This window comes from Curtobacterium sp. CFBP9011, from assembly GCF_034045095.1.
In the GTDB taxonomy this organism is placed as follows: domain Bacteria; phylum Actinomycetota; class Actinomycetes; order Actinomycetales; family Microbacteriaceae; genus Curtobacterium.
In genome coordinates this window covers 156112-176301 of record NZ_JAXCWN010000005.1, presented here as the reverse complement: position 1 = coordinate 176301, position 20190 = coordinate 156112, and the positions used below count along the sequence as shown (strand labels likewise).

General features: G+C 70.2%; 16 protein-coding genes. 6 read left to right on the top strand and 10 right to left on the bottom strand.

The window, feature by feature from the left end; genetic code table 11:
* The first annotated feature begins 81 nt into the window (after window positions 1-81).
* The gene (locus SOM35_RS12200; protein WP_320515588.1) at window positions 82-1308 is read left to right on the top strand and encodes an MFS transporter; all 1227 of its coding nucleotides are present in this window, start codon (window positions 82-84) and stop codon (window positions 1306-1308) included.
* A gap of 49 nt (window positions 1309-1357) precedes the next feature.
* Here SOM35_RS12200 and SOM35_RS12195 read toward each other — a convergent pair whose 3' ends face one another.
* The gene (locus SOM35_RS12195) at window positions 1358-1837 is read right to left on the bottom strand and encodes a GNAT family N-acetyltransferase (RefSeq protein WP_320515587.1); all 480 of its coding nucleotides are present in this window, start codon (window positions 1835-1837) and stop codon (window positions 1358-1360) included.
* A 22-nt stretch (window positions 1838-1859) separates the two neighbouring features.
* Between SOM35_RS12195 and SOM35_RS12190 the strand changes: the two genes are divergently transcribed.
* Complete coding sequence (locus tag SOM35_RS12190; protein WP_320515586.1) at window positions 1860-2417, top strand: histidine phosphatase family protein; 558 nt, start codon at window positions 1860-1862, stop codon at window positions 2415-2417.
* A gap of 47 nt (window positions 2418-2464) precedes the next feature.
* Here SOM35_RS12190 and SOM35_RS12185 read toward each other — a convergent pair whose 3' ends face one another.
* Complete coding sequence (locus SOM35_RS12185) at window positions 2465-2695, bottom strand: hypothetical protein (RefSeq protein ID WP_320515585.1); 231 nt, start codon at window positions 2693-2695, stop codon at window positions 2465-2467.
* Between the two features lie 96 nt (window positions 2696-2791).
* On the opposite strand from SOM35_RS12185, the gene SOM35_RS12180 reads away from it, so the two are divergent.
* Complete coding sequence (locus SOM35_RS12180) at window positions 2792-3331, top strand: hypothetical protein (RefSeq protein ID WP_320515584.1); 540 nt, start codon at window positions 2792-2794, stop codon at window positions 3329-3331.
* A gap of 104 nt (window positions 3332-3435) precedes the next feature.
* Here the strand turns inward: SOM35_RS12180 and SOM35_RS12175 are convergent, their stop codons facing one another.
* Together SOM35_RS12175 and SOM35_RS12170 are read right to left on the bottom strand one after the other, a co-directional pair.
* Window positions 3436-10251 (bottom strand): Ig-like domain-containing protein, encoded by a 6816-nt coding sequence (locus SOM35_RS12175; protein ID WP_320515583.1) that lies wholly within the window; start codon window positions 10249-10251, stop codon window positions 3436-3438.
* A 358-nt stretch (window positions 10252-10609) separates the two neighbouring features.
* Window positions 10610-10933, bottom strand: a complete 324-nt coding sequence (locus tag SOM35_RS12170) for a hypothetical protein (RefSeq protein WP_110904938.1) — start codon at window positions 10931-10933, stop codon at window positions 10610-10612.
* A gap of 284 nt (window positions 10934-11217) precedes the next feature.
* Here SOM35_RS12170 and SOM35_RS12165 point away from each other — a divergent pair, with 284 nt between their 5' ends.
* On the top strand, window positions 11218-11757 hold the full coding sequence (locus tag SOM35_RS12165; protein WP_320515582.1) for a VanZ family protein: 540 nt from the start codon (window positions 11218-11220) through the stop codon (window positions 11755-11757).
* 42 nt (window positions 11758-11799) lie between these two features.
* Here the strand turns inward: SOM35_RS12165 and SOM35_RS12160 are convergent, their stop codons facing one another.
* Window positions 11800-12153, bottom strand: coding sequence for a hypothetical protein (locus SOM35_RS12160; RefSeq protein WP_320515581.1), 354 nt, complete (start codon window positions 12151-12153; stop codon window positions 11800-11802).
* Window positions 12150-12482, bottom strand: coding sequence for a hypothetical protein (locus SOM35_RS12155; protein WP_320515580.1), 333 nt, complete (start codon window positions 12480-12482; stop codon window positions 12150-12152). The genes SOM35_RS12160 and SOM35_RS12155 overlap by 4 nt, the downstream gene beginning before the upstream one ends.
* Before the next feature lie 122 nt (window positions 12483-12604).
* Between SOM35_RS12155 and SOM35_RS12150 the strand changes: the two genes are divergently transcribed.
* Complete coding sequence (locus SOM35_RS12150) at window positions 12605-13765, top strand: TRAFAC clade GTPase domain-containing protein (protein WP_320515579.1); 1161 nt, start codon at window positions 12605-12607, stop codon at window positions 13763-13765.
* Window positions 13762-14103: a hypothetical protein gene (locus SOM35_RS12145; RefSeq protein WP_320515578.1), complete on the top strand. Its 342-nt coding sequence runs from the start codon at window positions 13762-13764 to the stop codon at window positions 14101-14103. Before SOM35_RS12150 ends, SOM35_RS12145 begins: the two co-directional genes overlap by 4 nt.
* Before the next feature lie 539 nt (window positions 14104-14642).
* On the opposite strand, the gene SOM35_RS12140 is transcribed toward SOM35_RS12145, so the two are convergent.
* The 4 genes from SOM35_RS12140 to SOM35_RS12125 form a co-directional block, all read right to left on the bottom strand.
* The gene (locus tag SOM35_RS12140; RefSeq protein WP_111074860.1) at window positions 14643-15200 is read right to left on the bottom strand and encodes a hypothetical protein; all 558 of its coding nucleotides are present in this window, start codon (window positions 15198-15200) and stop codon (window positions 14643-14645) included.
* A 448-nt stretch (window positions 15201-15648) separates the two neighbouring features.
* Complete coding sequence (locus SOM35_RS12135; RefSeq protein ID WP_320515577.1) at window positions 15649-17469, bottom strand: DUF4012 domain-containing protein; 1821 nt, start codon at window positions 17467-17469, stop codon at window positions 15649-15651.
* A 73-nt stretch (window positions 17470-17542) separates the two neighbouring features.
* Window positions 17543-18997, bottom strand: coding sequence for a hypothetical protein (locus tag SOM35_RS12130; protein WP_320515576.1), 1455 nt, complete (start codon window positions 18995-18997; stop codon window positions 17543-17545).
* A gap of 128 nt (window positions 18998-19125) precedes the next feature.
* Entirely contained in the window at window positions 19126-20169 is a 1044-nt protein-coding gene (locus tag SOM35_RS12125; protein ID WP_301222166.1) for an acyltransferase family protein, read from the bottom strand.
* Window positions 20170-20190: the final 21 nt, after the last annotated feature.

Below are 20190 nucleotides of genomic sequence, written 5' to 3'. Positions count from 1 at the left end.
CGCGGTGCCGAGGATGATCGTCGAAGCCCAGGCCGACTTGTCTGCCGACTGACAGCTCGCACCGCGTCGGAGGCATCGTCCATGGCGACTGCGCATGCTCCTTCGTCGTTTCTCCTCGGAGCCATCCGCTCGGCACGCTCCCGCTACGGGGGCGTCCTCCGCCGTCCAGGCGCGCTCGGGTTCTTCCTGCCAGCGGCGCTCGCCCGTCTCGGCGTCGCGATGACCGGGCTCGGCTTGCTGTTCTCGGTCCAGCACGCGTCGGGGTCCTTCGCCGTCGCCGGCGCCGCGACGGGCTCGTTCGCCGTCGCCGAGGCAGCGGTGGGACCGCAGGTCGCCCACCTCGTGGACCGTTGGGGACAGTCGGTGACGGTGCCGGCGGTCACCGTCGTCCACGTCGTGGCCGTCATCGCCGCGGTCCTCCTCGCCGGGTCGGCTCCGGTCGCGGTCACGCTGGCGGCCGTCGTCCTCGCCGGTGCCGCGATGCCGCAGCCCGGCGCGCTGTCGGCGGCACGGTGGGCGGGCCTCCTGGCCGAACCGACGGCGTTCCGCGTCGCGTTCTCGCTCGAGGCGACCGTCAACGACGTGGTGTTCCTGGTCGGGCCGGTTCTCGCGACGCTCGCGAGTTCGGTCCTGGTCCCCTGGGCCGGGTCGGCCGCGGCGGCGATGCTCGTTGCGGTCGGCTGCGGCATCGTGTCGCTGCAGCGGCGCACCGCCCCGCGACCGCACGGGCCGCGGGGGTCCGACGCCCGGAGGGCGTCGCACGTCCTCGCCGTGCCGGGCTTCCGCTGGACGCTCGGCGTGAACCTCGGGCTGGGCTGCTTCTTCGGCGCCGTTCCGCTCCTCGTCACGGCCGTCGCCGCCGCCCGGGGCATGCAACCCCTCATCGGAGTCGTCCTTGCCCTGTCCAGTGCGGCGAGCATCGTGGCAGGGCTCGCCTACGGCGCACTCCGGACGAGTCCGCGGCCACAGGTCGTCCAGCTGGTCGCGTCGATCGTGCTCGCCGTGGCCGTCCTGATCGGGGCCGCGTGGCCGACGCTCGCGGGCTTGATGGTGATGCTGCTCGTCGGCGGTACGGCGATCGCTCCACTCGTCGCGTCGTCATCACAGATCGTGCAGGCGACGGTGCCGGCTGCGGCGCTGACACAGGGGTTCACCTGGATCAACTCCGCATCGGCCGCGGGCATCGCCCTCGGCGCTGCGCTCACGGGCGCGCTCGTCGCGCACTCCGGCGTCGGCGCTGCGGCGATCGGCGTCTGCGGTCTCGTCCTGATCGCGGTGGCGTCCGCCGTCGTGGCGGCACGCCGCTGACTCCATCCGAGGGCGACGAGCACCAGCCGGGAGGCGCGGCAACCGTCCGTCAGACGAGCTCGCGTCGGTAGTACACGAGCGCCGCGCTGCGTCGGACCTCGACGAAGCCGTTCTTCTCGAGGACCCGCTGCGAGGCGACGTTCGCGATGTCGGTGTCCGCGCCGGCCGACCGCGCCCCGTTGTCGGCCGCGTGCTGGAGCGCCAGCTCGACGGCCTCGGTCGCGAGCCCTGCACCCCGGGCCGACGGGACGAGCCCGTACCCGAACTCCACGGTCCCGGTGCCGTCCGGCGGCCCGAAGAACCCGATGCCGCCGACCGCCGAGCCGTCCGATCGCCGCCGGATCAGGTACATGGTGAAGACCGGGTCGGGGCTCGATGCAGCCCCGAGCGACCGCAGCGGGTCGAGCTCGTCCGCGAACGGGTACTCCGGATGCCAGTCGTCCCCCGGCTGCTCGTCACGCGCGACGATGCGGCGCGCGAGCTCCGGCGAGATGACGTCGAGCACGGTTCGACCACCGACGAGGACCACACCCCGACAGTACTGTCGTCGGATGCACTGCACGTTCCTCACCCACCCCGAGGTCGTCGTGGACCCGGCCGTGCCGATCGAGGACTGGGGCCTGTCACCGCAGGGAGCTGCTCGCGCCGGACGCGCCGCTTCCGTCCTGGCCCGGCCGGAGCGGCTGGTCAGCAGCACCGAGCGGAAGGCGCTCGACACCGCCGCGGTGCTCGCCAGGTCGTGGCAGCTCGACGCCGAAGTCGACGCGCGACTGGGCGAGATGGACCGCAGCGCCACGGGCTACCTCGACCCGCAGGAGTTCGCGCCGACCGTCGATGCGTTCTTCGCCCGGCCTCTGGAGTCGGTCCGCGGATGGGAACGGGCCGTCGATGCGCAGCGCCGGATCGAGCAGGCGGTCCGTCAGCTCGTCGCCGAGACACCGCAGCGGTCGATCGTGTTCGTGGCGCACGGCGGGGTCGGGGCGCTCCTGCTGGCGAGCCTCACCCGGGTCCCGATCACCCGCGAGCTCGACCAGCCGGGCATCGGCAGCATGTTCCGGTTCGACCCGACGCGCTGGGAGGCACTGTCCACCTGGCAATGGATCGCCTGAACCAGCGGGTCGGCTGACACGACGGGTCGAACGGCGACGGTCCCCCGTCAGGGACCCGGAGTGAAGCCGGGCAGCAGCCCCACACCCGACCCGACCACCAGCGGTGCCAGCACGACGACGAACGCGCCGATCCTCACCACCACGGCGCCGACCAGCGAGACGAGCGCGGTCAGCAGCCCGAGGAGCCCCACGAGCCCGGCCGCCCGGCCGGCGTCGCCGCCGCCCGGAACAGCGGTCATCGCGCTCGAGAACAGAGCGCGCATCGGGTCGTCAGCCATCCCGGCACAGTAGCCCGGCAACCCGGGGGTCAGCCCCACCCCGTTCCGGCAGGTGGCCGCATTCCCGGGCAGGTACCCCGCCGAGACGATGGACCCATGACCTCGACGCAGCACCGCACCACGAACGACACCACACCCGACACCACCCCGGCCACCACCCGGTCCGAGCGTTCCGCCCTGACTTCCGCGGTCGGCGTCCTCGGCATGGGCGTCATCGTCCTGGCCCTCGCCGGCTGCAGTGTCGTGAAGCCGTACCTGCCCGAGCAGCAGGAGCACTTCGACACCTACGCCGATGCCCCGTCGACGGTGAACTCGAAGGACCTCGCCTGGTTCATGCCGAAGTGGGTGCCGGCGGATGCGAAGGACATCGACGTCCGGCTCGACACGAGCAAGCCCGGCTACGTCATCGGCTTCACGTCGGCCGACGGGGTCGACACGAGCGCGTGCAAGTCGGTCGACGGCGCGAAGGGCGGGCCGGCGATGACCGCGGGCTTCCTGCCCGACCGGCTGCCGACGACGTCCCTCGTCACCTGCGGCGACGGACGCCTCACCACCGAGGTCGACGGCCGCTGGTACGGCTGGACCCCGGTCGAGCCGGTGGCGTCCGACGAGAACGACACGCTCCGCACCGACTGACGGGCCGCGCCCGCGCCACACACGGACGGGAGGCCCGGATCACGTGAGCCGGTCGGCTGACGTGATCCGGGCCTCCCGGCTGTCACGGATGTCCGGACGGACGCCTACCGGCGTCGGCGCGGTCCGACCGGCCCGGTCTCCCCGACCGATCCGTCGGCCAGCATCCGCCGCCGCAGCAGCAGCGCCGCCCCGGCCAGCAGCAGTGCGAGCGCCCCGAGCCCGAGCCCCGCCAGGCCCGTGCTGCCGGTGAAGGCGAGCTGCGCCACGTGGGCGACGGCCGCGATCCCGACCGGGTAGGTGACGGTGATCGTCGCGGTGACGACCTGCCCGGCGCTGTCCTGCACGGTGTAGTCGACCTTCTCGGTGCCGTGGAAGCCGCGGGCGGGCGTGAAGGTGACGACCCCGTCCTCGACGTGCCAGCTGCCCGAACCGCGCACGGTGACCCGGTCGGTCATGTGCCCGGTGGCGGGGTCGACCAGGTGCAGCGTGTCGGTGTCGAACGTGGCGCCACCGGTCGGGCTGTCGTTGTCGAGCGGCTCGACGGTGACGGCGCGTCCGGTCCGGCCGGTGCCCCGGTCGTCGGTGGCGACCGCCGCGGCGACGACCGTGATGGTCGCGGTCGCACGGGTGGTCTGCCCGGAGGCGTCGGTCACCGTGTAGTCGAACGTGTCCCGTCCGGTGAACCGGGCGGCCGGCGTGTAGACGTACGACCCGTCGGACTGCACGCGGACGGTGCCGTGTGCCGCCGCGCGGGCGAGGCTCGTGGTGAGCCCGGTGCCCGAGTCGTTGCCGAGCAGCCCGTGGCGGGCGTCGACGGCGAGCGCCGTCCCGGCGACGGTGCGGCCGGTGTCGTCGGCCGCGGCGATCCCGACGGTCACGGTGACGCTGGTGTCGACGGTCTGCCCGCTGGCGTCCCGCACCGTGTACGGCACGGTGTCGGTGCCGGAGAACCCGGCGGCCGGCGTGTAGACGAAGGTGCCGTCGGCGGCGATGGTCGCGGTGCCGTGGGCGGCCGTCCCGACGGACACGACGCGCAGCGTGGTGCCGCGGTCGTTCCCGAGCACGCCGGGTCCGCGGACGGTGACGGCGGTGCCCGCGGTGGTGCGGGCGGTGTCGGCGGTCGCGGTCGGGGTGACGTCGATCGCGACCAGGGCGACGGCGGTGTTCTCCTCGGCGTCGTGTGCCGTGTAGGTGAACCAGTCACGGCCGGACCAGTTCGCGGACGGGGCGTACACGTACGACCCGTCCTTCGCGAGCCGGAGCGTGCCGTGCTGCGGGTGGAGGTCGACCGAGGCCCAGAGTCCGGTGCCGGAGTCGTCGGACAGGACACCGTGCGTGCGGGCCATCCGGACGGTTCCGTTGGTGGTCGTGGTGCTCCAGTCGTCGACCGCGACGGCCCCGACCAGGACGGTGACGGTGGCCGTCGTCGTCTGTCCGGCGGCGTCGGTCACGGTGTAGGTGAAGCGGTCGGTGCCGGACGACCCGGCGGCCGGCGTGTAGACGAGTCCGCCGTCGGTGCCGGTCGTGACGGTGCCGTGTCGGGCGTCGCCGAGTCCGGTGACGGTCAGGCCGGTGCCGGAGTCGTTGCCGGTCAGGGTACGGCCGGCGATGGTCAGCGGCCGGCCGCCGGCGGTGCGGAGGACGTCGGCCGTGGCCGTCGGCGTGACCGTGACGGTGACGGTCGCCGAGGCGGTGCCTCCGGTCGGGTCGACGACGGTGTACCGGAACGTGTCCGTGCCGGAGAACCCGGCCGCCGGGGCGTACGTGACGGTCCCGGCGCCGGTGGTGCTCACCGTTCCGTGCACGGCCCTGCCGACAGCGGTGACGCGCAGGCTGGTGCCGGAGTCGTTGCCCGTGACGGCGACGGCGACCGGGCTGCCGGCCGTCGTGGTGGCGGTGTCGTCCACGACCTTCGGGGCGACGGTGATCGTCACGGTGCCGGTGGTGGTGCCGCCGCTGCCGTCGGTGACGGTCACGTCGAACCCGTCCGGGCCGGAGTACCCCGGCGCGGGGGTGTACGTGTACGAGCCGTCCTTGCCGACGTAGACGGTGCCGTGGTCGGGGGTGCCGTGGCCGGTGACCTCGAGGTCGGTGCCGGTGGAGCCGGTGAGGACGCCCTGTCCGGCGGGGACGACGAGCTGGCCGTCCGCGGTGGCGGTGGCGTCGGGCACGGCGAGCACCGGGATCACCGTGATGGTGAGGGTGCTGGTCGCGGTACTGCCGATCGCGTCGGTCACGGTGACCGTGACGGTGTCCGTGCCGGACCAGCCGGCGGTGGGGACGTAGGTGACGGTGCCGTCGACGTCGACCGTGGCGGTGCCGTGCGCGCCGTCGGTGACGTCGGTGACGTGCACGCCGGTGCCGGCGTCGTCGGCGGTCAGCGCGGCCGAGGTCGCGGTGACCGGCTGCCCGGCGGTGGTGGTGCGGGTGTCGTCGCCGGCAGCGGGTCGCACGGTGATCGTGACGGTGCCGGTCGCCTTCGCGCCCGCGCCGTCGGTCGCCGTGTAGGTGGCGCGGTCGGTGCCGGAGAACCCGTCGGCCGGCGTGTACGAGTACGAACCGTCGGCGTGCAGGTCGAGGGTGCCGTGTGCGGGCACCTGGTCGACGGTCGCGGTCAGGCCGGTGCCACGGTCGTTCGCCAGGACGCCGTCACCCTCCGCGACGGTGCGCGTGGACCCGGCCGTCGCGGTCACGGTGTCGGGCGCCGCCATCGGGCCGACGACGACGATGACGGTCGCGGTGGCGGACTGGCTGGAGGCATCGGTCACCGTGTACGTGATCGTGTCGGTCCCCGAGAAGCCGGGCGTCGGCGTGTAGCGGATCGTGCCGTCCGTGCCGTCCCTGCCGAGGGTGACGTCGCCGTGGTCGGCACCGCCCGCTTTCGTCACGGCCAGGCCGGTGCCGGAGTCGTTGCCGAGCAGCGTCGCCGCCGGGATCGACACGGGCTTGCCGGCTACGGTCCCGACGGTGTCGGCCATCGCGACCGGGAGGACCGTGACGGTCACCGTCGACAGCCCGCTCGGGCGTCCACTGGCGTCCGTCACCCGGTAGGTGAACGTGTCCGTCCCCGAGGTCCCGGCAGCCGGCGCGTAGGTGACCGTGCCGTCCCGCTCGAGGACGACGCTGCCGTGTGCGGGCGCCCCGACGAGCTCGGTGTGCAGGCCGACGCCGGAGTCGTTCGCCTGGACGTCGACCGTGACGGGCCAGTTGGCCGAGGTGGTCGCCCGGTCGTCCACGGTCGCCGGAGTGACGACGAGCGTCATCGTGGCGGTGGCGGGCGTGCCGGCGGTGTCGGCCACCGTGTAGGTGAACGAGTCGTCGCCGGAGAACCCGTCGACGGGCGTGTACTTCACCGCGCCGGTGGTGTCGTCGAGCACCAGGACGCCGTGGCCCGGCTCGGTGTGGTGGGTGATGCTCAGGCCGGTGCCGCGGTCGTTGCCGAGGACCCCGGTGGCGGGGGTCGTGCGGGTGAGGGTCTCCCCCGCCCGGACGGTGCCGGCGTCGTCGGTCGCGACCGGGGCCACGAGGACGCGGACGGTGGCGGTGCTGGTGTTCCCGGCGGCGTCGGTCACCGTGTAGGTGGACGAGTCCGTGCCCGAGGTCCCGTCCGCCGGCGTGATCGTGATCGCACCGTCCGTGCCGAGCACGACGGTGGTGTGCGCACCGTCGGTGACCGCGGTGACGGTCAGGCCGGTACCCGCGTCGTTGCCGGTGAGGGTGCCCGCGGTGACGACGAGCGGCGTGCCGGCCGTCGTGGTGAGGCGGTCGTCCTGTGCCTTCGGCCGCACGGTCACGGTGACGAGCCCGGTGGACTTCCCACCGGAGCCGTCGGTCGCCGTGTAGGTGAAGGTGTCCGTGCCGGAGAACCCGTCGGCCGGCGTGTAGGTGTACGAGCCGTCGGCGTGCAGGTCGAGCGTGCCGTTCGCCGGCGCACGGTCGGTCCTCGCCCGGAGGTCGGAACCCTGGTCGTTGGCGAGCACGCCGTCGGCCGTGGCCACGGTCAGGGTCGTGCCGGCGGTGGCGGTCGCGGTGTCGGGCTTCGCCATCGGCCCGACGACGACCGTGATCGTCGCGGTGGTCGGCTGCCCGGAGGCATCGGTCACGGTGTACGTGACGGTGTCGGTCCCCGAGAAGCCGGGCTTCGCGGTGTACGTGATCGTGCCGTCCGTGCCGAGTGTCACGTCGGCGTGCGACGTCCCGGTGGCCTTCGTGATGGTCAGGCCGGTGCCGGAGTCGTTGCCGAGCAGGGTCGCGACCGGGATCGTCAGGGTCTTCGTGGCCTGCGCGGATGCGGCGTCGTTCGTCGCGACCGGGGTGACGGTCACGGTGACGGTCACCGGCGCGGTCGTCCTCCCCGCGGCGTCGGTCGCCGTGTAGGTGAAGGAGTCCGTCCCCGAGGTGCCGACGGCGGGCGTGTACTGCACGGTGCCGTCGGTGGCGACCGCGACCGCCCCGTGCTGGGGCTGGTCGACGACCGTGGTGGTCAGGCCGGTACCGGAGTCGTTCGCCTGCACGTCGATGATGACCGGGTGGTCGGCGGGCGTGGTCGCGGTGTCGACCGCAGCTGCAGGGCGGACCGTGATCGTCACCGTGGCGGACGTCGTCGCGCCGGACCCGTCGGTCGCCGTGTAGTCGAAGCGGTCCGTCCCGGAGAAGCCCGCGGTCGGCGTGTACGTGTAGGTGCCGGCGGTGGCGTCGAGCACCAGTGTGCCGTGGCCCGGTGCCGTGGAGTTCGTGACGGTCAGGGCCGTGCCGGAGTCGTTGCCCAGGACGCCGGTGGCGCGGGTGGTCGTGCTGACCGAGCTGCCGGCGTCGACGGTCGCGGTGTCGTCGACGGCCTTCGGGGCGACCCGGACCGTGACGGTGACGGTGTCGGACTCGCCGTTGCCGTCGGTGATCGTCACGTCGAAGCTGTCCGGCCCGGAGTACCCCGGCGCCGGCGTGTACGTGGTGGTGCCGTCCGTGCCGACCGTGACCGTGCCGTGCGCGGGCGTGGTGCTGTCCGTGACGGTCAGGCCGGTGCCGAGGTCGTTGCCGAGCAGTCCCGGAGCGGCGACGGTCGTGGTCTGACCGGCGGTCGCGCTGATGGTGTCGGCCTTCGCGGTCGGCAGCACGGTGATGCTGACGGTGCCGGTGATCGTCGCGCCGGAGCCGTCCTTCGCCGTGTACGTGAAGCTGTCGGCGCCCGAGAAGCGGTCGTCGGGCGTGTACGTGTACGAGCCGTCGGCCGCGAGGGTCAGCGAACCGTGGGCCGGCGTCGTGTTGCCGGTGATGCTCAGGCGCGAGCCGTGGTCGTTGGCGAGCAGGCCGTGGGCGGCGTCCGCGGTGGCGGTCGAGCCGGCGTGCACACTGAACGCGTCGTCGGTGGCGGTCGGGGTGACCGTGATCGTGACCGTGCTGGTCGAGGTCTGGCCGCTGCCGTCGGTCGCGGTGTAGTCGAACTGGTCGGTGCCCGAGGACCCGGCGTCCGGTGTGTACGTGAAGCTGCCGTCCGTGGCGCTCATCGTCAGCGTGCCGGAGGTCGGGTCGGTGTGGTTGGTGACCGTCAGCCCGGTGCCCGCGTCGTTCGCCAGCACGCCAGCGGCCGGGACCGTGAGGGTGGTGTCGACCGGGGTCGAGTACGTGTCGGCGGTGGTCGAGGCGTGCACGAGCTTGAGCGTGTTCGTGAACGTGACGACGACGTCGGTACCGTCGGTGCCCACGGCCTGCGGGAACGTGAACCCCGCGGTCTGCCCGGTGCCGGCCGCCACGGCGGTGCCGCTGTTGACGTCGAGCGCCTTCCACGTGGTCGTGTAGTTCGCCAGGTCGGTGGTGCCGGCGGCGGTCTGCGCGACCGTGTACTTCTTGCCCGGCGTGGTGAGGATCGCGCCGGCCTTCTGGTCCTGCAGGCCGGTGGCGCTGCCGGTGGTGCTGGCGCTGGTGCCCTTGCTCGTCGCGGTGATGCCGTCGCCGGTGATCGCGAGGCCGAACTGGTCGGTCGCCTTCCACCGCTGGTCGACGCTCGCCCGGCCGGTGACGGTGTCGGCGTAGTTGCAGGTGGCCAGGTCGCTGGCGTTGTAGTCGCCGACGACCGGGAACCTCCGGACCTGGGCGCCCGACGTGGGGTCGAGCTGCATGAGCGTCGTCGTCGCGGTGGTGTTCGGCGCGGTGCCGGTCGTGACCGAGTTCGAGACGTAGAGGTAGCCGTCGGACGAGAACGCGATGCCTGGGCTGTCCGTGCCGGACGGCAGCGTGGCGATCTCAGTGGTGGTCAGCGCCGTGGTGCCCGCCGTGGTGGGGACGGTCTCGGTGTCGACGCGGTACACCTTGTCGGCCGCGACGACGAAGAACAGCCCGCGGGAGCTGAACGCGAAGTCGCCGTTGCCGGGCTTGAGGTTCGGGATCGTCCCGACCTGCCCGATGGCCTTCTTCGTCGCCGGGTCGTAGGCCAGCAGCGCGCCGGAGCTGTCGCCGTAGTAGTAGATGCCGGTGACCGGGTTGACCGCACCGCGGAGCACCGGGCGCACCTTGTCGGTGGCCACCGGTCCGGACGCGGTGTTCGTCTTCGGGTCGAAGGACCGCAGCGTGGCGGTGGTGTTGTTGCCGGCCGCGAACATCGACGTTCCTTCGCGGGAGATCCCGAGGCCGTTGTTCGCGCCCGTGCCGAGGTCAGCCACGTCGACCGTCGTGCCCTTGCTCGCGCCCGTCGTGATGTCGATCGCGACGACCTTGCCGGCGCTGTTCGTCGCGTACAGCGTGTTCTGGTCGCAGACGAAGTGGCTGTCCTGCGTCGCCTGCACCGCGGCAGAGGCTGGGGCGGCGGAGACCACGGCTGCAGTGCTCAGGCCGGCGCCGACGAGCAGCGCGGCGCCGAGCATGGCGAGGGGGCGGAGGCCGAACGCGCGGCGAGGCAGGGCGGTGCCCTGGGGAGCAGGCAGCATGAGTCACTTTCGGGTCGAGACAGCGAACCTGGCGCTCGAGGACCCGAGGGAATCGGAGAACGACCGTTCACGCCGAGCCCGATCCTGGCAGTGGGCCGATCACGCACGGGGACATGAGAGGTCCCCAGTAGGGGGGACCACTCCCGAGTATTCGGGGTACACACCCCCGCACTGGGGACAGTTCCGGCCCCGTGCGGACGTGCCGGGCGGAGCCGATTGTCCGAGGAACGTCGAAGCCCCGCCGGTGTTCCGGCGGGGCCTCGGTCATGCTGTTCCGGAGGTCATGCTCCGGGTGGTGCTTCGCTGCTGCGTTCGATCCCTCGTGGTCGGGTGACCGTGATCAGTCCGTCGAAGGCGGTCAGTCGACCGGGCGGATGACGGACGGGAGCACGATGTGCAGACGCTCGGCGAGACGCGACTGTGCGTCCTCCAGCGAGCGGAAGTCCCCGACGTACTGGCCGAACGTGTCGGACACGAAGTAGTGCCCGTCGCGCTTGTCGACCGTGCCACCGAAGTAGCCGCCGTAGTTGGCGGACCAGAGGCCGGGTTCGACCTCGGCCCACGAGAGGGAGGCGCGGGAAGGAGTGTGGGCCACCTGGGCTTCGAGGACGGCGATCGTGTCCACCGTGTCGGTGTCCAGCGTCACCTCGACCTGGTGCACGTCGTGGCTGATGATCGTCATGGCCCTGCTCCTTCACGTTCTGGGGTACATCTGCTTGCGGGACAACGCTACGGCGCGCACCGGTTCCCTCACCAGCCAGCCCCGTCGATTCACGGGTTCTCCTGATCCGCTCCGGTATCGAACCCCGGAAAACCGGGACGGAACGTCACGTTTCCGGGGTACAGGGGACAAACCGGGGTACTCGCTTTCTGGACGGAATCCAGGTGGGTGGGGCGGGCCTCCCGTCCGGTGGTCCGCCGAGCGGTGGATCCGCTCTGGAGGCCCGCCCCGGTAGCGTCGCTCCCGTGATACCCGACCGACCCGAGCCCGACGTGCGCGACGTGACGTCGGCTGCGGTCCGACGGGTGGTCGCCTCCGGACGCGCGCTCCGTCGACGCGGCAGCACGAGTGCCCACGCGACCGGCCGCAGTCGCCGCGTCGCCGGCGCGCTGGCCGTCGCGTACGGGGTGGGCGTGGTCCTCATCGGCTTCTGGGGCACCCCCGTCGACTCCGGCGCCTACCCCCTGATCATCCGGCTGGTCGCCGCCGCCCAACGGCGCGGGGCGCCGAGCTGGTTCGGCTACGACATGATCGAGTCGCTGGCGAACGTGGCGTTCTTCGTGCCGCTGGGGCTGCTCGTGGTCCTGCTCGCCGGGGCCCGCTGGTGGTGGGCCGGCGCGGGGGCGGGGCTGCTCGTCAGCGCCACGATCGAGACCGGGCAGGCGCTGTTCCTGCCGGCGCGGTTCGCGACCATCGACGACGTCGTCGCGAACACGATGGGTGCGGTCCTCGGAGCGGTGCTCGGGGTCGCGCTGCTCGGGGCGGCGGCGCGGCGGCGGGGCTGACCGCACGCCACCGACCCGTTCGTCCATCCGGGGGCCACCGCCTCAGGAGCCGTTGCCGATGCCCCAGATGCTGAGGTGCGGCAGCAGGCTGCCCAGCCCGAAACCGAACGCCGGGCCGAACCCGGTGCGCTTCCGCCCGACCGCCCGGGTCGTCATCACCACGCCCGTCCACCACAGGGCCGTGGCGACGAGCAGCAGCAGCCCCATCGAGATCCGGCTGACCGTGACGTCGGTCCGGCCGTTCGCGACGTCGATCCCACCGACGAACAGCATCAGCACCAGGTCGAGCACCGAGAACACGAGCCCGAGCAGGCCCGTCACCACGACCGCCGTCACCGACAGCCCGATCCGGAGGCCCGTGGTCGGCGGATCCGCCGGCTCGCGTCCGTCGGTCACGACTTCGGTTGCTCGTCGACCTCGACGTGCACGCTGTAGGTCTTGGTGCTCTTCGCGCTGATCGTCACGACGGAGTCGTAGACCACGTCGTACCCCTTGGCGTTGACGTCGCAGTGCACCTGGTCGCCGTCCTTCAGTGCGATCTGCTCGTCGCCGCAGTCGACCTCCGGGGTGGCGTCGGAGGTCTTCTGCAGCGCCTTGACCACCGTGGACTCGAAGCTCTCCGGACTGACCGTGCGGTACACCGACGCCGAGGCCGAGCACCCCGCCAGTGTCGTCGCGAGCGCCACTGCCCCGAGGGTGACCCCGGTCACGTGCTTGATCTGCATCTGCGTCCCCCGTCGTACCGCCCCCGACCCGATGTCGAGCTTCCGTCGACCCTATCCTTCGTGGTTGCTCAGGTCCGGGGTGGCGGGCGGAGCGCGCAGGTGCACGCGCCTACGGTCGGGTCATGGCCTCGACCAGCACCACGATGGAACAGCACATCGCCGTCTTCGGAGGCAGTGGCAGCGGGAAGACCGTCCTGCTCTCGTCGTTCTACGGCGCCGCGCAGGAGCCGAAGGTCCGGCGCGCGAACCGGTACGCCGTCACCGCCGAGGACCGCGCGCAGGGCCGGGCCCTGCACCGCAACTACCTGGGGATGCGGGACAGCTCCACCGTCCCGAGCGCGAACCGGTTCAGTGCCACGTCGTACCGGTTCGTCATCGAGCCGTCGGCGGACGACCTGCCGAAGGGCCGGTCGAAGCAGAAGGCGGCGAAGCCCCTGGGCATCGTGTGGCACGACTACCCCGGCGAGTGGTTCGAGGAGGACCCGAGCTCCGCCGACGAGGAAGCCCGACGCGTCGAGACCTTCCGGTCCCTGCTCAGCGCGGACGTCGCCGTCGTGCTCGTCGACGGCCAGCTGCTCGCCGAGAACGCCGGCGAAGAGGAGCGGTACCTCAAGGCGCTGCTCACCGACTTCCACACCGGTCTCTACGCCCTGCGGGACGACGTGCTCGAGGACGGCAGACGCCTGGCCCGGTTCCCCCGCATCTGGACCCTCGCACTGTCGAAGGCAGACCTGCTGCCCGACCTGGACGTCGAAGAGTTCCGCGAGCTCGTCATCGGCAAGGCCGGCGGGGAGCTCGACGAACTGCGGAGCGTGCTGCAGAGCTTCGTCGAGGACCCCGACGCGCTCGACGTCGGCGAGGACTTCCTGCTGCTGTCCTCCGCCAAGTTCACCCCCGGCGCGATCGACGTCACCACCCGCACCGGCGTCGACCTGCTGCTGCCGATGACCGCGATGCTGCCGTTCGAGCGCTTCGCCAAGTGGGCCTCCACCCGGCAGCGCGGTGCCCAGGTCGCCGAGCAGCTGCTGAAGTTCGTCGGACCGGTCGTCGGGTTCCTGGGCACGTCGAAGTTCGTGAAGTCGAACCTGGTCGGCGCTGCCGTCAGCATGATCGGCGGCGGGCTCGGCTCGAAGGCCGTCAGCTTCGCCGCCAAGAAGGTGGCGAAGGTCAAGGACCAAGCCGAAGCCGAGCGGGAGTTCACCACCCGGGTGCTCGCCCGCTTCGCCGAGGACCTGGAGCGCGGGGTCGACGACCGGGTGCTCCGCCGAGGAGACGACGCATGAGCTTCATCTGGGCCACCCGCGGTCGCACCTGGGGCTTCCGCTTCCTGGCGACCGAGCAGCCCGGGCAGGACCCCCTGGCCCGCTACGAAGAGGCCTTCGCCGGCGTCCGGGACGTGCCGGCCACGATCCGTCGACGGACCGGGATGCTCGCCGTGCGGTTCCCCGACCCCGAGGGGAGGCACGACCGCTCGGGACGGCCGATCCCCCACGAGTTCGTGCTCACCCCTCCGCTCAGCGACTCGGTGCGCTCGGTCGAGGACGCGGTCGAGCAGGTCTGGCCGCTGGTGCAGGAGCGGTACGCAGAGGTGTGGGAGCTGCCGAAGGCCCCGCGCGACTGACCACTCCAGGTCAGTGTCCGCTGGTATTTCATCTATCATGGTGGAATGTCCACGTCACAGAGGGTCTTCCGCCGTCCACCCCTGTTCCCCTGGTGGACCTGGGTCCTCTCGTCACTGACGGTCATCGTCATCGTCGGCGGCGTCATCGCTCTCTCATGAGGGCTGCTCCGAGGCACAACGGGGCACGGACGAGCGACCTGACGCCATGGACCGAGTCCCCTCTGAGGAGGACACCGCGGGGTCAGCCACGACGTTCGTGTTACGGGAAGCCGCGAATCCGCCGAAACTCACTGCCGGGTCGCGCAGCCGGTGACCTGGCGGACACCTCGCGGTCCTACGGTCAGCACGTGAACCCGAATCGCAAATCCCACCAGTACCGTCGCCCGTCCGCCTTTCCATGGTGGCTCTGGGTGGTCGCCCCACTCCTCGTCATCGGCGTGGTCGCCGTCCTGCTCGTCGTGACCTGACGCACGCCCCCCACGAACGACGAAACCCCCGGAGCCTCTCGGCCCCGGGGGTTTCGTTCAGTGAGCTGAAGCTCAGACGGTCTCGCGCTGGCGACGGACCGAGCCGCGCACGACGAGCAGGCCGCCACCGAGGACGACTGCGCCACCGGCGACCCAGAGGGCCAGGGCGGAGACGGTCGAACCGGTGAATGCGAGGGAACCGTTGGTGCCGTTCGAGCCCGCAGCAACCGCAGCGGCGTCAGCCGGCGCGAGGGTGAAGGACGCGACGCCGACGACGCCGGAGGTGGCGCCGGTGGCGGTCAGGTTGTAGGAACCCGAGCCACCCACGGGGAGGGTGACGCGGACGGGGAGGGAGCCGTCGGCGCCGGCGGTGTACGCCTTCGAGACGGTGGTCACGGGCAGAGCGCCGAGGGTCGCGGAGGAGACACCGGCACCGGTGATCTGCACGTTGACGGTCTCGTTGTTCTGGAACGCGCCCGGGCTGAAGTTGACGACGACGACGCCACCGGCGACGTAGTTGCCCGAGATGGAGACGTTCGAGTCGGGTGCGTAACCAGCGGCGTTGGCGGCGGCCGGAGTTGCGAGCAGTGCGGCGCCAGCCAGCACGACCGCGGCGATGAGCTTCTTCATGAAGTAGTTCCCCTAGTGATCTGATCTGACAGACCCTGATACCAGAGCCCTGCCTCCGCAGATGTCAATCCCCCACGACCAGTGATGGCGAGTGCGATTGGCGAAGTTCCCTCAATCTAGCGGAGTTTCACAGTCCGTTGCCACCCGTTGTGCAACGAATGCGTGAACTCGGGCTGGATTCGTTCTCAGGTTGAGCTCTGCAGTGGAGCACGGATCGGTCGCACATGAGCCGTTGCAGACTGAAAGCCCAGTTCAGCACGCAGATCGATCAACGGCAGCGAGGATCTTGCCACGAGATGGGAAGGCTTGACGGCCACTCAGGTCGGCCGTGACCCCCCAGAGTGGGGGTCCCGCGACACCGCGGTATGCGGCGACTCACCGATCAGACCTGCACTCGAGACCGCGTCTTCTGCCCCTAGAGTGTGCGATCCGGCCGTCGCCGGGCGGCTCAGCCGACCGGGACCGGCTTCGTGCAGTCGAACTGCAGCGGCTGGACCTTCGACTCCCGCACCCCGGGAGTCGACTCCACCTGCACGCCGGCCTTGGCGTACTTGGCCTCGCCGAGGAACGCCACTCGGAACGTGGTGCTCTGCCCGGGAGCGAGAAGCGTGCGCAACTGCGCAACCGGGTGATCGCCGTCGACCGTGGTCTGGAGGCCAGCGGCTTTGCCGTCCTGGGAAGCACCGAGGTAGATCGCATTGGACGGTGCGTAGACCGCAACGAGCGTCTTGATCTTGCCTGGCTCGGTCCCGTTGTCCCCTCCGCCGGTGACGTACTCAGGCAGGCTCGTGGCCGCATCGGCGGGTGCCGTGTTCTTCAGCGTGACCTGGACCACGGACGTGGGGCGCCCGTCCTTACGGCAGACCGATGCGCCGACGGACACCGTCTTGTCGAGGTAGTAGTCCATCTTGGAGCCGGTGCCGTCGTTCAGGTAGACACCGAACTGGCGCGTGGCCCTCGACGCGCTCGGCAAGGCGCCGGACACGGGTGTTCCGTCGATCAACTTCTGCTCGCCGCTGTCTGCGCTCCATAGTCGCAGCCGGCCCTCGTTCGTGCCCTGCATCAGTGCGCCGATGAACTGCTTGGTGTCGAACGTGCCGCTCGACACCTTCTCGAACACCGAACTCGCTGCCGAAGCGAAGAACGCGTCCTGCACCTTCGGGTCCGGGTACTTGCTGTAGGCCTCGTTGAGCAGAAGCTTGACAGCGTTGTCCGACGTCAGCGTCTCGCCGATCGGCAGCTGCACCGGCCCGGTCGCCCGCAGGATGTAGCTCAGCGTGACAGGGTCGATGGCAAGGACCCCGTCGACCTGCTCGCCGAACTTCTGCTTCCACATCTCCCGCGCCAGCTTCGCTGACACGTCGAACCGCGGGGTCAGTGTGACGTCCTGGATGTACTCGCCGGTGATCGATCCGTACAGGCTCTTCGTGTCCTTGTCCAGCGGCAAGACGGGCTGATCGAACTTCCCGAAGTCCGTGCTCGATGCCTGTGCTGCCAGACTGATGTGCCCATCATCGACCTGCAGGCGCGCGACGGCGCCCGGGATTCCCCCGCCTGCGCGCAGCTCGGCGTTGTTCTGGAACAACAGCAGGTAGTTCCGGTCGCCGTCGTGACCGAGCATCGCCGGGGCGAGCTGAACGATGCGGTTGGCGGTCCCGGCTTGGGCCGAGGCCGACTGCAGCGCGTTTCGCAGCTGCCCGACCGCTGTGGTCACGGGCGACAGCGTGGCGCTCGTGTCGATCGCCTGCGCATCACGCTCGGCCCGCTGCAAGGTCGAAGTCGCCTTCGCGACCGCTGGTTGGGCGTCCTCGATCGGCTGCAGATCGATCTTGCCGTTCTTGGGCGCGAAACTGTCGGTGCTGAACTTCCCGACAACGCCTGACACCGGCGTGACGGCGTTCCGGGCAACGTCATCGACGACGACGGACACCTGTCGCACGGCTCGCAGGTTCGTCCCGAAGAACGGTATGTACTGCGAGGCGCCCCAGATCGGGTCGCCGGTCAGCGAGCGGGCAGCGCCCGCTTCGTCCTGCAGGTGCTTGGCAGTCCCCTGCACCGCAGCAGTGTCGCCGCCGGTGAGCTGCGACCGCAGCGTGTTGACGTCACCCACGGCGCGTTCTAGGTGCCCTCTGGCGAGGACACCGCGGATGCCCACCCACGCGACGGCGAAGATCAGCAGGAAGACGAGGGCGAGGACGACCCACAGAAAAACGTGGGGGCGAGACCCCCGACGTGCTGCAGTGCGTCCCGACTCGGGCTGGTCGGACATGGGGTAAGCCTAGTTCGGCCGTATCCAACGGCGTCGATGTTCACACCACGTCGGGTGTTCGTCAGATCAGCACTCACGCCCGCGTGACAGGTGTCATGGGGCTGCCTCGCTTGAGCGCCGCGGAGCGCGAAGCAACCCTCGTGGTGTCGATTACCGGCGACTCAGGTGGTTGAAGGGCACCGAACAGCAGAGCAACGAGCGCACTCAAGCCGGCGGCCGTCCAGACAAAAGGGACAGTGACGGTGAGGACCGCCACCGCAACGAGGGAGGCGGCGAGTCGCAAGTCGTCCTCGTTCTTTGTCTTGAGAAGTCTCCTCAGCCCAATACCGAGAGGAAGGAGGAAGAGCGCAAGGGCGATCAACCCCCCCTTGAGCGTGATGTTCCCGTAGGTGTTGTGCGTGTCCCGTTTGATCTCGACGACGCCGGAGTAGACGTTCTTCACGGCAAGCGCCGAGCCCGGGCCTTCGCCGAGTACGAGATTCGCCGGAGACTGCGTCACCGCCGCGGTCAGCTGGGAGAACTCGGTCGCGCGATACTGCGCCGAGGATTCCCCGAGCCGCTCGCCCAGGTCGAACCTCGATCCAGCGGCGACTCCCCCCACAGCGACACCACCAAAGAGCACGAGTACGACCAAAGCAGCCAGGACCCGCCCCGTGGATCTGGCGCCGCGGAACAGGACCGTGAAGAACACGAAGCCCACGACGGCGGCGATGACCATCGACAGCGTCTGGCTCACGGCGAACTCAGCGGCGACGACGACCATCGACAGGAGTCTGTTTCCGAGCAGCAGAGGTGCCCGCTTGACGAGAAGTGCGACAGCCAGCACGAGGACGAGCAGCTCGCCTCCCGGACGGACGTCGTTGATCGCGTGGAAGTACACCAACGTCGTGTTCGCGGGCGCCACCAGGTGCGACATCAGCAACACCCAGGCCAAGATCGCGATCCCACAGGCGAGGTACGCACAGGCCATCAGCAGCCGGAACAGAGCGGCGAAACCACGCTTGTTGATGTAGATCCAGATCGGAACGACCACACAGAACATGGTGATGTTCCGGTAGTCGACGACCGGGGACACATGGAGCAGCCCGGACGGCGGGACGACGATGAATCGCAGGGTCAACCATGCCGGCATCGCGAGGATCAGCGCCACCGTTCCGACGGTCACTCTCTTTCCCGAGACCTTCGCGTTCCTCGGCATCGCCAGGACTGCGGCGAGCGCGAGAACCGGCAGCAGATCGATCTCGGTGACCGCCACACCACCGATTGTCATGTGGAGCAGCTCGTAGCCCGGCCGGACCAGGAAGATCCAGAACAGGGAAACGGCGAAGGTCGGTTTCGGCAAGAACATCGCTACCGCGAGCGCCACAACGGCGACCGCGATGAGAGGGGTCGATGTGACCGTGACACCTGCGAGTCCTACGACCGCGACGATGGCCACCGCCGCGAACATCGCGCGCTGACTCACTCGCACGCTCTCGAGCACTCGCCGACCGACACCTCGACCACGCGCAATCTGCTGTGTCTGCAAGTCCTCGTCCTATCGCTCCCCGGACAGGCCCCGCTCCCCCTGTCTGATCGTAATCATGACATGCGGTCGGTCGCTCCGAGCGATACTCCGGCCTCGCCCTTGCTGGTGGTCCCCTCGTGCCCGGGGACCTACGGAGTTGTCGAGGGCAGAGTTTCGACAGCGCGTCGAGAGCCAGTCAGTCGACGACCGACGGCGATCAACGGGCGCTCGCAGAGAATGAAGAGCACGTGTGCGACCACCAGCGAGCCCGCGAACATCAGGACGAGGTGCACCACCGTCAAGACCACGGTGTCAGTAGGGAGGACTGAATCGATGACACTGCCTACGAGCGGGTGAACGAGGTAGATGGCGTACGCCCGCTGCCCGACGAATCGGAGCGGCGACCAACGGAGCCATGCATGAGCACCATCCGGCCCGATGAGCAGGACGGGTAGAACGAGGGCGACCGCCGCACCGAAGGCGAGGTGGATGTGGGAGTCGGTTCGTGACAACAAGCCAACCGTGACCACGACGACACCGAGGACGGCCCCGGGTAGTGGCCGGGCGAGAAGCCGCACCAGCCTGTGACTCTGAGGGTTGTGGAGCGCGAGTGCCATCACGCAGCCGAAGACGATCGGTGCGTACGTCCCGAGGTATCCGCCCACGAGACCCGCAGAAGTGCAGAGCACCACGAGCGCAGCAGCCACCCACGGGCGCCACCGCCACACCGCCGGCACCGCGAAAGCAAGCAGCGGCCAGACGAAGTAGAACTTCTCCTCGATGGCGAGGGACCAGCTGTGCCCGAAGGTCCCGGGGCTGGCGAACTCGTTGAGGTAGGTCAGGAACAAGACAAGGCGCTGGCCGAAGTCTCCTGGGTTGTCGGCGAAGCCTGCAGCCACCGCGACGATGTTCGCGCCCAAGACGAGGTAGTAGAGCGGGAAGATGCGGAACGCGCGGCGAATGTAGAAGTTCCGCAACGACACCCGCCCTTGCAGGTCCGACTCACGGAGAAGCAGCGTCGTGATGAGGAAGCCGCTCAGAACGAAGAACACGGTCACACCGATGTAGCCGTTCAGAACACGCAGTTGCGTGACATGAGAATGGATTGTCAGCACGAGGAGGATGCTGACTGCTCGGAGGCCGTCGAGCTGAGGGAAGTAGCGCGTGCGCTCGTACTGGCCGAAGCTGTTCACGCGTCACATCCTGACGGGCGT

Excerpts from the sequence above, each read along its gene's own strand:
- SOM35_RS12170 (WP_110904938.1), bottom strand. The coding sequence starts at position 10,933 with ATGACGATCATCAGCCACGACGTGCACCAGGTCGAGGTGACGCTGGAC.
- SOM35_RS12145 (WP_320515578.1), top strand. The coding sequence starts at position 13,762 with ATGAGCTTCATCTGGGCCACCCGCGGTCGCACCTGGGGCTTCCGCTTC.
- SOM35_RS12175 (WP_320515583.1), bottom strand. The coding sequence starts at position 10,251 with ATGCTGCCTGCTCCCCAGGGCACCGCCCTGCCTCGCCGCGCGTTCGGC.
- SOM35_RS12150 (WP_320515579.1), top strand. The coding sequence starts at position 12,605 with ATGGCCTCGACCAGCACCACGATGGAACAGCACATCGCCGTCTTCGGA.
- SOM35_RS12135 (WP_320515577.1), bottom strand. The coding sequence starts at position 17,469 with ATGTCCGACCAGCCCGAGTCGGGACGCACTGCAGCACGTCGGGGGTCT.
- SOM35_RS12200 (WP_320515588.1), top strand. The coding sequence starts at position 82 with ATGGCGACTGCGCATGCTCCTTCGTCGTTTCTCCTCGGAGCCATCCGC.
- SOM35_RS12185 (WP_320515585.1), bottom strand. The coding sequence starts at position 2,695 with ATGGCTGACGACCCGATGCGCGCTCTGTTCTCGAGCGCGATGACCGCT.
- SOM35_RS12140 (WP_111074860.1), bottom strand. The coding sequence starts at position 15,200 with ATGAAGAAGCTCATCGCCGCGGTCGTGCTGGCTGGCGCCGCACTGCTC.
- SOM35_RS12180 (WP_320515584.1), top strand. The coding sequence starts at position 2,792 with ATGACCTCGACGCAGCACCGCACCACGAACGACACCACACCCGACACC.
- SOM35_RS12190 (WP_320515586.1), top strand. The coding sequence starts at position 1,860 with ATGCACTGCACGTTCCTCACCCACCCCGAGGTCGTCGTGGACCCGGCC.
- SOM35_RS12155 (WP_320515580.1), bottom strand. The coding sequence starts at position 12,482 with ATGCAGATCAAGCACGTGACCGGGGTCACCCTCGGGGCAGTGGCGCTC.